This is a genomic window from Streptomyces sp. SolWspMP-5a-2, from assembly GCF_900091845.1.
GTDB classification, from domain to species: domain Bacteria; phylum Actinomycetota; class Actinomycetes; order Streptomycetales; family Streptomycetaceae; genus Streptomyces; species Streptomyces doudnae.
The window spans coordinates 15,547-30,744 of the sequence record NZ_FMCI01000213.1 but is presented as its reverse complement, the minus strand read 5'-3'; the positions used below and the strand labels follow the sequence as shown (position 1 = coordinate 30,744).

Sequence of the window (15,198 nt, the reverse complement as noted above, 5' to 3'; positions counted from 1 at the left end):
CGTCGGCCCCCGCGCACGCCCACCCCGCGGCCACGCCCACCGCGTCGGCGCCGGTGGACCCGGACGGCGAGGGCACGCTCCGCGAGGGCGACAGCGGACCCGAAGTGGCCGATCTCCAGCGGCGGTTGCTGAAGATCCCGAACGTCTACGAGAACGGGTCGACCGCCGGGACCTACGACGCGACGCTCACCGAGGCGGTGGCCCGCTTCCAGCTCTGGTACGGCGTCCGCGGCGACGAGAACGGCGTCTACGGCGACGACACCCGCCAGTCCCTGGAGTCAAGGACCGGGCAGGGCTAGCGGTGCGGATGGGCCGGGCAGCAAGTAGATGGGGGCGTGCCCGGGAGAACGTGGAACGGGGGTTGTCCCAAAGCCTCTGTGCCGAACGGGAATTGGTCCGGGGGGAGAGGGCGTGTGACGGCTCGGGACTTGGCCAGCGGCCTGACGGCTCGGGGCCGGGTCAGCGGCCGTTGTCGACCAGGGCGCCGGTGACCGCGCGGACGCTGCGGGCGATGTGCTGGAGCTGGAGCACCTCGGCCGCGTACAGCTTGATGGTGTGTTCGATGACCGACTCGGGGAGGCCGAGGGCGGGGAGGTCGGCGCGGGCGGTCTGGAGCGCGGTGCGGGCCACCCGGATCTCGTGCTGGACCTGGATCTGGGCGTGGCGCGCGAGCAGCACCGGGTGGCGGATGAGCGCGGGGTAGCTCGCGTAGCGCGCCGGTACGAGGTCGCGCAGCCACTTGGCCGCCGAGCGCTCCCAGTCGTAGGAACCGGGCGTCTTGACCTGGCACGGCCAGTCCGGGCTGATGCGCGTCGTCGTCAGGTGCATGATCATCGCTTCCGGGGTGCGGCGTCGTGTGGGGTGGTCCGACGGGGGCGGGCGGCCCCGGCCCAGGGGATGGCCGGGGCCGCCAAGGGCGCTCGCCGTGGCGAGGCCCTGTGGGAGACCCCCGGGTGCCGACGCGGGTAGGAGACGGCGGCCGGGGGTGTCCGTGCGGGGGCCCGGAGGCAGGGGCGTTGACGAGGCCGGCGCTGCGGAGGGTGGTGCGGGCGCATGGGCGGATCGTCGGCTTTCTGCGGGCGGGCGCGTCGGCTGAGGGGACGGGGGTGCAGGATCACGTCCCGGAGCCGACCGGTGCGGGATCCGTGAGCAGTATTTATATATGCCGATCGGTTTGCAAGGCGTATGAAAACATTCATGCGTGCTTTGTTGGCATTGATCCGCCTATGCCGTGCCGAGGTGGAGGGGCGTCAGGGGATTCCCGCCCGCCGGTCACCCGTCGCGCCGAGCGCCCCGACCGTTCCCGCGCGTCGTCCGCGCCGGGGGGATCAGTCGCGCAGGAAGAACTGGTGCTGGTCGGAGACCTGCTCGTACTCCTCCAGACGGGCCTGCGTCCGTTCCGGGTCGGCGTCTGTCATGGCCTGGAGCAGCGCGGCGGCCATCACCCCGGGCGCCGCGTAGGAGTCGAAGACCAGCCGGGAGCCGGTGCCTGAGGCGAAGGTGACGTCGGCCTCGTCGGCCACCGGACCCAGGGCGAGATCGGTGATCAGGGCCACCCGCAGCCCCGCGCTGCGCGCCACCCGCACCGCCGTCAGGGTCTCCTGGGCGTGCCGGGGCATCGAGAACGCCAGCAGCCAGGTGCCGCCCGCCTCCCGCGACTGGAGGAGCGCGTCGTAGGCGACGCTGCCGCTGCGTGTCACCAGCCGTACGTCGGGATGGATACGGCGGGCGGCGTAGGCGAAGTACTCGGCGAGGGACGCGGAGATGCGCAGGCCGAGGACGGTCAGCGGGGTCGAGGCCGACAGCTCGCGGCCCACCGCGATGAGCCGGTCGGGGTCGGCGAAGTCGCGCCGCAGGTTCTCCAGGTTCTCCAGCTCGGCGTCGACCGCCGCCTGGAGCTCGTTGCCGCCCGCCTCCTCGGCGGCGCCGGGACCCGCGGCCAGCGTGCCCAGGGCGATCGCCTGGAGGCGCTCCCGCAGCGCGGGGTAGCCGCTGAAGCCGACCGCGCCCGCGAACCGCGTCACGGAGGGCTGGCTGACCCCGACCCGCTCGGCGAGGTCGGTGATCGAGAGGAACGCGGCCTCGGTGATGTGCTCGATCAGGTACTGGGCGATCCGCCGCTGCCCGGGGGACAGTTGCGGCCGGTCGAAGAGGGCCCGCAGCCGGGACGTCGGGGACGGCTCCGCCTCCGGCACGGACTTGCCCGAAGTGATCGCGGACGCCTGCGCCCGAGCCTGCTGCGGCGACGACACCGGTGCGCCTTCTTTGTCTCCCACAGTGTCTCAACATAGCCCACACACCGTCTCCGACAGGGCCGCTCCCGGGCCACGGCCGGACCGCCGGCACCCCTCTCACCTGCGGTAGACGGTGATCGAGTGCCCGACGTCGTCGATCGGTCTGCTGCTGTCGAGCAGCTCCGCGAGGCGCCCGCGCGCCTTGGCCGCCGCCGAGTCCGACACCACCAGCAACCCGTGCACCTCCCGCACCGGGACGGTGCGCGGATCGCCGGCGTCGATGCCGTAGTAGGACGGGACCCCGCTGCCCTTGTAGACCAGCCAGACCCGCTCGCCCGGGTAGCGCTCGCGCAGCCGGTCCGCGAGCCTGCCGAGGTCCTGGCCCCAGTCCACGTTGGAGTCGTGCAGCCGCAGCCTGGTCTGCGCGGGACCGCCGAACGCTTCGTTGGAGTACGGCAGATAGAAGGGGTACGTGCGCACCGAGCTGACGGCCGTGCACAGCACCAGCGCCCCGGCCGCGACCACCGCCCACCGGGCCCGCGCCACGAGCACGCAGCCCGCCGCGACGGCCAGGAACATCGGCACGAACAGCGCGTACCGGGTCCCGAAGTCCCGGGTGCCCTGCATCGCCGCCAGCAGCAGCACCGCGGGCGGCACCAGCACGTACGGCGCGGCCGGTCGCAGCCGGGCGCTCCGCAGCAGCACGACGGCGCCCGCCGCCCACAGCGCGAGCATCCCGAGCGGGGTCTTCACCAGCAGCGCGGCCGGCAGGTAGTACCAGAGCGATCCGGTGTACAGACGCCCGAACAGGAACCCCTCCCAGGGGCGGTTCTCCAGCCCGAACTGCACCCGCATGCCGTCGCGGTACGCCTCGGGGAACGGCATCAGATCGACGAGCAGCCCCCGCAGCCCGTGCACGGCGGGCACCTGGTCGCCGGGCGACCACCGCAGCAGCGGGTCGACCGCGAGGTACGACAGCCAGACCACGGCGACGGCGGCCACCGCCACGACGGCCGTTCCCCGCGCCGCCCGTGCCCCCGCGGCCCGCCCCCGCGGCGCACCGGAGCGGGACACCGACACGGCGGCCAGCGCGAGGACCACGGGGAAGGCGGGCAGCACGCTCATCTTGACGGCCGCCGCCGCCCCGAACGCGGCCCCCGCCCCCACCAGCACCGGCCACGGCCTGGGCCGCTCCCGCGCCCGCCACAGCAGCCACACCGACGTCAGGGTGAGACCGGCCGCCGGTACGTCCAGCGTGGCGAGGGACCCGTGCGCGACGAGGTCGGGGGAGAAGGTGTACAGGGCCAGCGCCACCGCGCCCGCCGCGGCGCCCGCGACCTCCCGCGCGAACGCGAACACCACCAGCCCGCACAGCAGGGTCAGCGCGATCACCGGGAGGCGGGCCCAGAGCATCAGCCGCCAGGGGTCGTTGCCCGACTCGTACAGCAGATGCCGTCCGAACGCGCCCTGGTCGCCCCGGAACCCGGTGTCGACGTGCGGGTCCGCGAGGGCCACCCCGGCCGCGATCACCAGCTTGCCCAGCGGCGGGTGTTCGGGGTTCAGACGCAGCCGGTGCTCGCGCAGGTAGTCGGCGGCGGTGCCCACGTACACCGGCTCGTCGATGGTCGGGGTCTGGGCCACCGCCGTCGTCACCATCGCCACCGCCATCTGCGCGAGCAGCGCGGCGACCAGCAGCGGAAGCAGCAGACGGCGCGGGGAGCGGCGCGGGCGCGGGGCGGGCGGGTGGTCCTGGTCGTCGCGGGTCCCGGCGTCCAGGACCGCTGGTTGTTCGTGCGCCATCATCCGCCCCGCGCTGCCGCCGGGGCGGCGGGAGCGATCCCGACCCTGTCCATGGGGTCACTGTCGCACCGGCTCCCGCCGCCGGGGTGTCACCGCTTCACGAGTCGTACCGACAGACCGTCCGCCGTGTAGACGGGTACGGCCCGCAGCCGGTCGGAGTTCACCTCGATCCGCGCGAACCGGCCGCGCAGCGCGGGCGCGGACAGCACCCGCACCACCGTGCCCGGCGCCGGGGGCCGCCCGGAGCCGACCGACAGGGTCAGGACGGCGTCCGCGCCGAGCACCGCCCGCCGGGCCACGCTGACGAGCGCGCCGCGGCCCTCGCCCGGCACCGCGACCTCCAGGGCCGCCGACTCCTGCGCGTACACGCCGCGCACCCGCACCGGCCCCGGGAGCCTCAGCGCCCCGCCCGTCACCCGGACGTCCCCGTGGCCGAGCGCGTGCTCGCCGTCCGCGACCAGGGTCCCGGCCAGGACCGCGGTGGTGCCGGTGTAGGTGTTGCGGCCGGTGAGGGTCAGGGTGCCGGTGCCCCGCTTGGTGAGTCCGCCGGGGCCGTCGATGTCGTTGCGCCAGGCGTCCGCCGCGCCGAGGCCGCCCGCCGCCGACTCCAGGGTGACCGTCACGTCGGACGCGAAGGAGCCGTAGCCGTCCGCCGCCGTGAACAGGTCGAGCCTGCCCCACTCCTCGAAGCCGTCCAGGAGCCGGTACCCGGAGGGGAGCGCCGTGGACCGCAGCACCTCGCGCCGCTGGGCCGCGCTCAGGTACGGCTGCCTGGTCTCCAGCAGCACCTCGGCGCCCTTCGGCACGGTCAGCGGCCTGCTGGGGCCCCGCCGGGTCTGCACGTACGTCAACCGGGGGCGGTTGGCGCGGGCGTTGGCGGCCCGGTCGGCGTACGGGTCGGTGCCGGGGCGGGCCGCGCGGGCGTGCGCGGGGAGGGTGTCGGCGGTGGTGCCGGTGCGCTCGGTGAAGCAGGCGAGCGCCTGCGCGCGGGCCGCGGACTTGAGCGCCGCGTTGGCCGGGTCGGCGAGGGCGGCCGCGGCCAGCGCGGTCGCCATGATCCGGCCGCCGACGACGTCCAGGGCGGAGTGCATGCCCGCCACGATCCGGGTGTCGCTCAGCTCCAGGGCGCGGGTCACCAGCTCCTGGAACCGTTCGGGCACCGCGTACGCGTAGGCGAGCGCGGCCAGGTGGAAGGCGTTGGTGTGCCCGCTGGGGAAGCCGCCGTCGTCGGCCGGGGCGGTGCCGCGCTGGCGCAGCAGCTGGGGCGCGACGACCACCTCCGAGTCGTGGACGGGGTAGCCGAGGGCGTCCGTGCGGCCCGTGTCGACGACCCGGCTGTCCGCGTCGAGCCGCCACGGCCGGGGGTACTGGAAGGCGTACTTGGCGGGGTTGCCCGAGGCGTACGGGCCGCGCACGGTGTCGACCAGTTCGGCCACCTTGCCGAGCGCCGCGTCGTGCGAGCCCGCGCCCAGGGCGGAACCGGCGGGCGCGTCGGCGGGCACCGCGTCGCTGACGGTCGTCGGGGGTGTCCCCTGCGGCGCCCCGGTGATCGACGTGACGGCCAGCGAACCGGCCAGATAGGGACCGGCCAGCGGCCCGAGCCCGGCGATCATCGCGTAGCTCTGGTGCTGGCGGTCGTAGACGAACGCCTCCTCGGCCTGCGCCTCGGTGCGGGCGGCGGTGACCCGCACCGAGTGGCGCACGTTGGCGCGCAGCAGCTCGCGGTCCAGCGCGGTACCGGTGTCCCACGTGGCGCCCGGCCGCCACACCCGCGCCATCCCGCCGAGGACGCGGACGACCGCGTTGGTCTCGGGCGTGAGGTGGGCGAGGACGTTGCTGCGGTAGTCGTCGACGAAGGCGGCGGGCAGCGCGCCCGGGGCGGCCCCGGCGCGCGGGGCGGCCGCCCAGGAGACCAGGGTGGGCGCGGCCAGCACCCCGGTGGCGCCCAACGAGGCCGCGAGGAACCCCCGTCGGCCGACACCGGGGTGCGCGGTCGGCGTGACGGACGGGGGCCGGACGGATGACGACATGCGGTGACCTCTCGTGAGACGGAACCCGGGCCCGGAGGGACACGGGGACACACGGTGGGTGAGGAGCGGCCGGCCACACACGGTGCGTGAGGGACGGACGGTGAGGCACACGCTGCGTGAGGGACGGAAGGTGGTGCACACGGTGCGTGAGGAGCGGCCGGTCAGACAGACGGTGCGTGCGGAGTGGGGACGATCGCGACCCGCGAGGGACTACGGGCGCGCGGGCGGGACGAGACAGGACGGCGCCGCCTTCGCCACGGGAACAGGTGCGCCCGGCGTGGTGGTCGGCCCGCTGAACTGGGTTTTCCGGTACGGCGGTTGCCCCACCGGCGCTGGTGGGCTCAGCGTTGCGGTCGGTCCGTCGGAACAGGTGTGTGGTGCTCGGCCCGCCGCAACTGGTGTCTCTGGTGGAGCTGTTGCTGCGCCGGAACCGGTGTGCCCGGCCCGGCGGTTCCCCCACCAGGGCCGGTGTCCTCAACGCCCCGGCCGCCCCGCCGGGACCATTGCGCCCCGCCCGGCGATCGCGGCGTCGGCCGGTGTGACGGTCACCGGCCAGGAAAAACAGGGGAGTTGCGGCCCGCGGGCGGACGGTTCCGGCCGCCCGGGGTCACAGGAGTGCGCGGGCCAGTGTCAGCGCGCCCTCGACCGGCGGCACCCGCAGCGGACGCGGCCGGGCCGACGGGACCGAGCGGGCCAGGGCGTCGGTGAACGCCGTGTACAGCGGCGGCTGCGCGAGCACCGTGCCGCCCGCCACCACCACGTCGTCCACCACCACCCCGCGCACGGCGAGCCGTCCGACGAGGGCGGCCAGCGCGCGGCCCGCGTCGGCGATCACGGCCGCGGCGAGAAAGGAACCCGCCCCGGCGGCGGCGAAGACCACGGGGGAGTGCCGCCCCCACTCGGCGGAGACGTCGGACGCGGCCTCCAGGGCGTCACCGAGCGCCGGTACCTCGGCGACCGAGAACGCCTCGACGAGCCCGCGGGCGAGCGCGTCGGGAGCCTCGCCGCGGTCGTGCGCGGCCAACACCGCGCGTGCCGCCTCCCGCACCAGACCGGCCGCGCCCCCCTCGTCGCCGAGGACCGCGCCCCAGCCGCCGACCTGGACCGGGACGCCGTCGGGCAGCGTGCCCACGGCGACCGAACCGGTACCGGCCACCAGGCCGACGCCCCGGTCGAGTCCGGCGGCGGGGACGAGGAGTTCGGCATCGCCCACGACACGCGCGGGCACGCCGAGGCGCTGTTCCAGGGCGGCGCGGATCCCCGCGCACTGGCGCGGGGTCTCGCAGGCGTGACCGCCGACGGCCACCGCCGCCGGACGGACGCCCGCGGGGAGCGCGTCGGCGACCAGCGCGGCGAGCCACCGCGCGGCGGCGGCCGGGTCGTGCGGCCGCCAACCGGTGCTGGGACGGACCAGGTCGGCGACGGCGGTGTCGGCCGTCGCCGCGCGGAGGTGGGTCTTGGTGCCGCCCACGTCGATCCCGACCGCGAGCGGAGGCCCGGGTGATGTCTCCTGCACGGATCCTCTTTCGTCGTCGCGCACGGCAGCGAACGGTGGCGAACCGTGCCCGGCGGAACGGGAGTCGGGGAAGTAGGGAAGCCCCGGGACGGGCCTCGTGCGGATCACGGCGGACGCGTACCGTGTAGTTCGTTAGGAAGTTAACTAACGAAGTACAGTGCGTCAAGAGTCGTCGCACACCCGCCCCCGGAACCTCTTTCCGGGCCGACCCGACGGGTGTTCGCGACGCGAGGGCATCCATCGCCGCCTCCCCGCGACCACCGGGGGAGCGCGGCCCCTGACCCGTGGGGGAACTGTGGAACACGTCGTGGCGGAGGCCCCCCGCCTCACCGAGAGCGCCGGCGCGGTCTTCGCCGTGCTGGCCGCGGCGGGCAGCGCGACCCGGCCGAGACTCGCGAGCCTCGCCGGTCTCTCCAAGCCGACGGTGTCGTCCGCCGTCGCCGAACTGGAGGGAGCCGGGCTCGCCGCCTGCTCGGGCACCGCCTCCAGCGGCACCGGACGCTCCGCCGCCGTCTACGCGCTCGGCCGGGCCGCGGGAGCCGTCCTCGCCGTCGATCTCGGCCCGCACCGCACCCTGGTGCGCGGCTGCGCCCTGGACGGCACCCTCCTCGCCGACGTCACCGGCACCCGCGCGGGGGCCGCCGGCGCCGTCCAGGAAGCCCTTGCCGCGCTGCCCGCGGGCGCCCCGCTGCGCAGCATCGTGGTGGCCGTCGGCGACGTCACCGCCCCCGACCTCACCGGCACCGGCATGCGCCCGGCGACCGCCAAGGGCGGACCCGTCTTCGACGCGGTCTCCGTCGCGCTGCCGCCGGGCGTCCCTGTCCACCTGGAGAACAACGTCAACTGCGCGGCGCTGGCCGAACTCCACGAGGGCGCGGCCCAGGGCAGGCACAGCTTCGGCTACCTGCGCATCGGCGTCGGGGTCGGCCTCGGCATCGTCATCGACGGCCGGGTGCTGCGCGGCGCGAACGGCGCCGCGGGCGAGCTGGCCCGGCTGCCCTACCCCTGGGACGAGGGCCGGAGGCCCCGGCGGGAGGCGCTGGAGGAGTACGTCGGCGCCCACTCCCTGCTGCGCCGCGCCCGGCAGGCGTGGCCCGCGGACGAGGGGCCCGCGCCGGAGAGCGTCGAGGGCCTCTTCGCGCTGGCCGCCGGGGGTGCGGGGGCCGCTCGCGCGGCCGTCGAGGGGCACGCGGCCGACGTGGGCAGGCTGGCCGCCGCGGTCACCGCCGTCCTGGACCCGGGGCTGCTGGTGCTCGGCGGCAGCACCGGCGCCGACCCGCAGCTCCTGCCCGGGGTGCGGGCCGAGCTGGACCGGCTGAGCTGGCCCACCGAGGTCGTCAGCAGCCAGGTCGGGGACAGCGGCACGGTGGTGGGCGCGGCCCGGCTCGCCGTGGCCAGGGGAGTCCAAAACGTGACCCACGGCGCGCAGGCGAAGGATTGACGCCCTCGGACTCGGTCTGCCAATGTCCGGACAAGCGCTTTCTAAGTCGGCCGGGACGCCGACTCGGAGTGAGCGTCCCGCCGGTACGCGACAGCCGTACGGCGACCCCGCGAGGGCGTGCTCGCGAGGCGGCGGCCCAGAGAGGCCGGGGACTCCACCCGACAGGGGCGAGACGGTCCGGGCGAGACCGTCGCCCGGAGAGCCACATCGAGCAGACCGCACCCGAGCCGTGTTCCGGCCGGGACTGTCACGCACATCCAGGGAGGACCCGGTGGGTCACCAGATCTCGCGCAGAACCCTCTTCCGCACCGCGAGCGGTCTCGCCGCCGCTGGCGCGCTCGGCAGCGCGCTCACCGCGTGCGGCGGAGGCACCGGCGCAGGCTCGGCCAACGACAGGCTCACGATGACCTGGTGGGGCAGCGACGAGCGGCACGCCGCCTACAAGAAGGCGCTGGCGGCGTTCCAGAAGAAGAACTCCGCGATAGAGATCGAGGAGCGCTACTCCGGCTACGACGGCTACTTCGACAAGTTCAACACCAACGTCGCCGGCGGCAGCGCCCCCGACCTGCTCCAGATGGACACCGCGCTGGTCGCCCAGTACGCCCGCAAGGGTGTCCTCGCGCCCCTCGACTCCTACGTCGGCAAGAGCCTCGACCTCACCGGCTTCTCCAGGACGCTGCTGGCCGCGGGCACCGTCGACGGCAAGCTGTACGGCGTCCCGTCCGGCATCGGCGTCAACCAGCTCACCGTCAACCGCAGCGGCCTGGAGAAGCTCGGCCTCGACTTCCCCGACCCGGAGTGGACCTGGGCCGACCTGAAGAAGATCTCCGTCGACATCCACAAGAAGAGCGGCGGGAAGATCTACGGCACCGACGACGTCGGCGGCGGCGCCCTCCAGGCCTTCGAGATCTTCGCCCGGGAGAAGGGCGAGCAGCTCTTCAGCGCCGACGGCAAGAAGCTCGGCTTCACCTCGGACACCCTCCAGGAGTGGTGGGAGTACTGGGCCGACCTGCGCAGGGCCGACGCCTGCCCGCCGCCCGCCGTCACCTCCGCCGCCCACAACGACCTCACCAAGAACGCGGTCGTCATCGGCAAGGCCCTGTTCACCTTCGACACCGGTGTCTACGGCGCGGGCGGCTCGATCACCGACGCCACCCTCGACTTCCTGCCCACCCCGCAGGGCGACTGGTCCGGCGCCCGCGAGGGCAACTACGTCAACGGCGGTGTCCTGCTGAGCGCCACCAAGGCCAGCAAGCGGGTCGCCGACTCGGTGAAGATCGTCTCCTACCTCGCCCAGGACCCGACGGCGATCAAGGACATGCAGCTGCTGCGCGGCATCCCGCCGACGGAGAAGGCCCGCGACCTCATCAAGGCCGGTCTGAACGACACCGACAGGCGCAACCTGGCGATGGCCGACCACATCTCCTCGCGCGTCGCCAAGGCGTCGGACGTCCTCGACGCGCCGCAGCCGCCGCCGCAGGGCGCCGACCAGATCTGGGACCTGCTGTTCCAGTCGAACCTGTCGATCGCCTTCGGCAGGACAACGGTGAAGTCGCAGCTCGGCCGGTTCTTCGACCAGGCCGCGGGCATCCTGAGCGCCTGATCGCGCCGCACCACCGAACCACCCGGGAGAGGGCCAGGGAGATGAGTATGACCACCGCGCAGACCGACGAGGTCGTGAAGGAGCCGCCGGCCCCGGCGACCCCGTCCGACGAGCGGGAACGCGAACGGATGCGGCGCAGGCTCGCCAGGAAGCGAGGCGGCGGCTGGTGGCCCTACGTCTTCCTGGCCCCCTGGTTCGTGGGCCTGTTCGGCCTCACGATCTATCCGATGCTCGACTCGCTCTACCTGTCGTTCACCAAGTTCGACCTGCTGACCTCCCCCGAGTGGATCGGCGCGGGGAACTACGACCGGATGTTCACCGAGGACCCGGTCTTCTGGGACTCGGTGCGCGCCACGCTGCTGTACGTCGTCGTCTCCGTCCCGCTCAAACTGGCCCTCGCGCTCGGCGTCGCCATCCTGCTCAACCGGCCGCTGCGGGGCATCGGCCTCTACCGGGCCGCCTTCTACCTGCCGTCGCTGCTCGGCGGCGCGGTCGCCGTCGCCATCGTCTGGCGCCAGGTCTTCGGCGGCGACGGACTCTTCAACGACGTCCTCGGCTGGTTCGGCATCACCGGCCAGGACTGGATATCCAGCCCCGACACCGCCCTCTACACCCTCGTCCTGCTGGCCGTCTGGCAGTTCGGCACGCCGATGGTCATCTTCCTGGCCGGGCTCAAGCAACTCCCCAAGGACGTCTACGAGGCGGCGGCGATCGACGGGGCGAGCCCCGTCACCCGCTTCTTCAGGATCACCCTGCCGCTGCTGACCCCGATCGTCTTCTTCAACGTCGTCCTCCAGATCATCGACGCGTTCAAGACGTTCACCCCCGCCTTCGTCGTCAGCAACGGCACCGGCGGACCGCTCAACTCGACGATGCTCTACTCCCTGTACCTGTACAAGAAGGGCTTCACCGACCTCCAGATGGGATACGCCTCCGCGCTGGCCTGGGTGCTCTTCCTGGTCATCGCCGGCTTCACGGCGGTCAACTTCGTCGCCGGCCGCTACTGGGTCCACTACGACGACTGACGACGACCGACCCGCCCGCCGCCGCCCCGCCCGAGCGCCCGTGAGGAGCCCGACACCCCATGTCCGCCACCGCCCCGAACCCGTCGCCGCGCAGACCGCGCTCGCTGACCGGACCGCGCCGCACTCTGATCCACACGCTGCTCATCGGCGTCGCGATCGTCATGCTCTACCCGCTGCTGTGGATGCTCGGCAGCTCCCTCAAGCCCGACACCGAGATCTTCACCCACCCCGGGCTGATCCCCGACGCGCTCAACCCGGCCAACTACGCGGAGGGCTGGAGCGGTTCGGGCAACTCCTTCTCCCTGTACATCACCAACTCGCTGATCGTGTCGATCGGCGCGGTCGTCGGCAACGTCGTCTCCTGCTCGCTCGCCGCCTACGCCTTCGCCCGCTTCGAGTTCCGGGGCAAGAGGATCTGGTTCGGCGTCATGCTCGGCACCCTGATGCTGCCCATGCAGGCCACCCTGATCCCGCAGTACACGATCTTCTACAACCTGACGTGGATCAACACGTTCATGCCGCTGATCGTGCCCAAGTTCCTCGCCACGGACGCCTTCTTCATCTTCCTGATGGTGCAGTTCATCCGCTCCATCCCGCGCGAGCTGGACCAGGCGGCCATGATGGACGGCGCCAACCCCCTCCAGATCTACTGGAAGATCATCCTGCCCCTGATGCGGCCCGCTCTGATCACCACCACCATCTTCACCTTCATCTGGACCTACGACGACTTCCTGAGCCAGCTCGTCTACCTCCAGCAGAACGCCCGCTTCACCGTGCCCCTCGGCCTGACCCTGTTCCTCGACAAGACCAGCGGCTCCTCCTACGGCGCCATGTTCGCGATGTCGACCCTCGCGCTGCTGCCGACCCTCGTCTGCTTCCTCGTCTTCCAGAAGAGGCTGGTCGAAGGTCTCGCCACCTCCGGAATGAAGGGCTGAGCCCACCGTGCACCTTCCCCACCAGCGCGGCCCGCTGCACGACCTGCCCGACACCCCCGAGGCGTACGACGCCGTCCTCGCCGACGTCGCCGAACAGGCCCTCGCCCGGCTGACCCCGGACGGCGGTCTCGAACACCCCGACGCCGTCGACGACATCGGGGACACCTCCCTCGGCGTCACCTCGCTGCTCGCCCTGGCCTGGCAGCGTTCCGGCGACCCCCGGCTGCCCGACGCGGTCCGCCGCAGCCTCGCCTTCCACCTGCGCGAGCGGGTCCACCGCGACGACAACCCCGGCTACCCCAACCTCAGGACGCGTCACTCCGGCACCCCGTACGCCCGCTACGTCCTCGCCGCGGGCGAACACCCCATCGGCGACTGGCCGTCCACGGTCTGGGCGCTGCTCCAGCTCGTCGACCTGCTGGACACCACCGAAGGACTCGTCGACGACGAACAGCGCGCCGAGCTGGTCGAGTTGGGCCGCGGCTACTGGACCTGGCTGACCCGGACGACCTTCTTCAACCCGCAGGAGGCGGGCAACCAGGCCATCGGCTGCGTGGTCGGCGGCCTCATGCTGGCCGCCCATCTCCCGCCCGCCGAGGGCGAGTCGGTCCGCGCCCGCGCCATGGCCCTCTACCGGGAGGAGATCCGCGCCCACCGGCTCGCCGACCGGGGCGCCCTGCTGCCGCCCGAGCACGGCGGCCCGTACGACAACAACTACGGCCCGATCTCCCTCTCCTTCCTCGCCCAGGCCCACCGGGTCAGCGGCGAGGACGTCTTCGCCGAGGACGGCGACGCCGTCGCCCGCTACCTCGACGCCCGCCTCACCACGGGCGGCTTCGACCACGGCGGCCCCCGCTACAGCGAACAGCACTCCGGGTTCGAATCGGTCCTGGGACTGCGCTACTTCGGCACCCGCGTCGGCGCCGACCTCGGCCGCTACCGGGGCGACACCCGCTGGGCGCGGCACGCCGTCAGGGCCGACGGCGGCATCGACGGCCACTTCGCCTGGATGCTCGTCTGGCAGATCCAGGACACCAGCCGCTGGCACCGCACCCCGGCCACCGCGCCCACCCGCCACCAACTGCGCGACGGAGCCGTCTCGGTGGCCTTCGACGACCGGATGACCCCGGCCCTCGTCGAGGCGGGCGGCACCTACTACCTGCCCGCCGCGACCCACCGCCAGCACGGGTTCGGACCCGTCCTCGACGGGTTCCTGTTCAGCCGCCCGATGGGCCGGGTCAGGGTCCGCGACCTGCGCGCCGACGGACTCACCGGCAAGCTCGTCACCAAGCCCGTCGTCGGCCGCGACCACGTGCTGCGCCACGTCAGATCGCTGTACGTCACCGACGGCACCCTCCTGTGGACGACGGTCGCCGTGGAGCGGCTGCCCGGCTCCCCGTACCTGCTGGCCGGGATGCCGTACGCGGCCGACGACGGCGACCGGGTCCGCCGGGTCGCCGAGGGCGCCGTCGCCTCGGCGGGCCCGCTGCGGCTGACCCACCCCGCGGCCGGGGGCCCCGACCACTTCGACGCCCGCGCCCCACAGACCCAGGAACAGGCCGCGTTCGCGCTCGCCGCCGACCCGCGCGGCTACGGCAACCCGGACGAGGGCTGGCGCCACCTGGTCTCCTCGACGGCGCTGGAGGCGGACCCCGTCCCGGAGGGACCGGCCGACCTGCACGTCTTCGCGGTCCGGTACGGCTCGGCCGACCCGCTGACGGTCTCCGTCACCGCGGGCCAGGACGGGCTCACCGTCCGCACGGACGCCTTCACCGCCGTCGTCGGACCGGTGGCGGGCGACGCGTGCGGGGAACCGGAGCTGACCCTGCGCCGCTGAGCGTCCGCGCCGGTCAGTCCCCGCGGACGACCAGGTCGGCGCGGTCCCGGGTGGCCGCCACCAGGTCGGCGTTGCGCTGGTCGGTGCCCCGCGCCCACGCCAGCGCCGCCGCGTGGTCCTTGCCGAACTCCTCGTGCCGGGCCACCAGACGGCGGATGCGCTCCGGCTCGTCGAGGTCGCGGAACCACACCTCGTCGAGCTGGGCGCGCACGCGCCGCCACGGGCCGGTGTCCAGCAGCAGGTAGTTGCCCTCGGTGACGATCAGGCGGGCGCTCGCGGGCACCGGCACCGCGCCCGCGAGCGGCTGCTCCAGGACCCGCTCGAAACCGGGCGCGTAGACGACGCCGTCACCGCCGTCGTCGCTCGCGTCCTGCTCCTCCCGCAGCCTGCGCAGCAGCGCCGCGTACCCCGCCGCGTCGAACGTGTCGGGCGCCCCCTTGCGGTCCCGCCGCCCCAGCCGGTCGAGCTCCGCGTCGGCCAGGTGGAAGCCGTCCATCGGCACCTGTGCCACCCACGGCGGTCCGTCCGCGTTCAGCTCCCGCACCAGCCGCTCGGCGAGCGTCGACTTGCCCGCCCCCGGGCTCCCGGTGATCCCCAGGACGGCGCGCGGTCCGTCGGGGCGGGTGAGCGAGCGGGCACGGACGAGGAGTTCGGCGAAGGTCGGCGACACCCGGCCGAGTCTGCCAGCCCTCACCCGTTCGGCCGACAACGGCCGTCCCCTTCGCCGGACTGGGGATAGTTTGTTCCTGACTTTGTCCAGGTTCTTACGGCGGGTTC

At 73.8% G+C, this 15,198-nt stretch carries 12 protein-coding genes; 6 read left to right on the top strand and 6 right to left on the bottom strand.

Annotated elements, in window-relative coordinates; translation table 11 throughout:
* The coding region (locus GA0115242_RS21750; RefSeq protein WP_176729877.1) for a peptidoglycan-binding protein at nucleotides 1-299 on the top strand (299 nt) is incomplete at its 5' end.
* A gap of 160 nt (nucleotides 300-459) precedes the next feature.
* On the opposite strand, the gene GA0115242_RS21745 is transcribed toward GA0115242_RS21750, so the two are convergent.
* The 5 genes from GA0115242_RS21745 to GA0115242_RS21725 form a co-directional block, all read right to left on the bottom strand.
* Nucleotides 460-834, bottom strand: a complete 375-nt coding sequence (locus GA0115242_RS21745; protein ID WP_176729876.1) for a hypothetical protein — start codon at nucleotides 832-834, stop codon at nucleotides 460-462.
* A gap of 494 nt (nucleotides 835-1,328) precedes the next feature.
* A complete protein-coding gene (locus tag GA0115242_RS21740; RefSeq protein ID WP_161353229.1) occupies nucleotides 1,329-2,252 on the bottom strand; it encodes a MurR/RpiR family transcriptional regulator in 924 nt (307 codons plus the stop codon).
* A 99-nt stretch (nucleotides 2,253-2,351) separates the two neighbouring features.
* A complete protein-coding gene (locus tag GA0115242_RS21735) occupies nucleotides 2,352-4,037 on the bottom strand; it encodes a phospholipid carrier-dependent glycosyltransferase (protein ID WP_237549220.1) in 1,686 nt (561 codons plus the stop codon).
* Nucleotides 4,038-4,123: 86 nt separating this feature from the next.
* A complete protein-coding gene (locus GA0115242_RS21730; RefSeq protein ID WP_093831004.1) occupies nucleotides 4,124-6,064 on the bottom strand; it encodes a phosphatase PAP2 family protein in 1,941 nt (646 codons plus the stop codon).
* 607 nt (nucleotides 6,065-6,671) lie between these two features.
* Complete coding sequence (locus GA0115242_RS21725; protein WP_093831002.1) at nucleotides 6,672-7,580, bottom strand: N-acetylglucosamine kinase; 909 nt, start codon at nucleotides 7,578-7,580, stop codon at nucleotides 6,672-6,674.
* Between the two features lie 307 nt (nucleotides 7,581-7,887).
* Between GA0115242_RS21725 and GA0115242_RS21720 the strand changes: the two genes are divergently transcribed.
* The 5 genes from GA0115242_RS21720 (at nucleotide 7,888) to GA0115242_RS21700 (ending at nucleotide 14,421) form a co-directional block, all read left to right on the top strand.
* On the top strand, nucleotides 7,888-9,021 hold the full coding sequence (locus tag GA0115242_RS21720) for an ROK family transcriptional regulator (protein ID WP_256089503.1): 1,134 nt from the start codon (nucleotides 7,888-7,890) through the stop codon (nucleotides 9,019-9,021).
* A 271-nt stretch (nucleotides 9,022-9,292) separates the two neighbouring features.
* Nucleotides 9,293-10,624, top strand: a complete 1,332-nt coding sequence (locus GA0115242_RS21715) for an ABC transporter substrate-binding protein (protein WP_093830998.1) — start codon at nucleotides 9,293-9,295, stop codon at nucleotides 10,622-10,624.
* Between the two features lie 47 nt (nucleotides 10,625-10,671).
* Nucleotides 10,672-11,649, top strand: a complete 978-nt coding sequence (locus GA0115242_RS21710; protein WP_093830996.1) for a carbohydrate ABC transporter permease — start codon at nucleotides 10,672-10,674, stop codon at nucleotides 11,647-11,649.
* A gap of 59 nt (nucleotides 11,650-11,708) precedes the next feature.
* Nucleotides 11,709-12,584 (top strand): carbohydrate ABC transporter permease, encoded by an 876-nt coding sequence (locus GA0115242_RS21705; RefSeq protein ID WP_093830994.1) that lies wholly within the window; start codon nucleotides 11,709-11,711, stop codon nucleotides 12,582-12,584.
* A 7-nt stretch (nucleotides 12,585-12,591) separates the two neighbouring features.
* Nucleotides 12,592-14,421, top strand: coding sequence for a hypothetical protein (locus GA0115242_RS21700; RefSeq protein ID WP_093830992.1), 1,830 nt, complete (start codon nucleotides 12,592-12,594; stop codon nucleotides 14,419-14,421).
* Nucleotides 14,422-14,434: 13 nt separating this feature from the next.
* On the opposite strand, the gene GA0115242_RS21695 is transcribed toward GA0115242_RS21700, so the two are convergent.
* Nucleotides 14,435-15,091, bottom strand: a complete 657-nt coding sequence (locus tag GA0115242_RS21695; protein ID WP_093830990.1) for a nucleoside/nucleotide kinase family protein — start codon at nucleotides 15,089-15,091, stop codon at nucleotides 14,435-14,437.
* Nucleotides 15,092-15,198: the final 107 nt, after the last annotated feature.

Coding starts and splice junctions, on each gene's coding strand:
- GA0115242_RS21745 (WP_176729876.1), bottom strand. CDS start 834: ATGATCATGCACCTGACGACGACGCGCATCAGCCCGGACTGGCCGTGC.
- GA0115242_RS21735 (WP_237549220.1), bottom strand. CDS start 4,037: ATGATGGCGCACGAACAACCAGCGGTCCTGGACGCCGGGACCCGCGAC.
- GA0115242_RS21730 (WP_093831004.1), bottom strand. CDS start 6,064: ATGTCGTCATCCGTCCGGCCCCCGTCCGTCACGCCGACCGCGCACCCC.
- GA0115242_RS21710 (WP_093830996.1), top strand. CDS start 10,672: ATGACCACCGCGCAGACCGACGAGGTCGTGAAGGAGCCGCCGGCCCCG.
- GA0115242_RS21705 (WP_093830994.1), top strand. CDS start 11,709: ATGTCCGCCACCGCCCCGAACCCGTCGCCGCGCAGACCGCGCTCGCTG.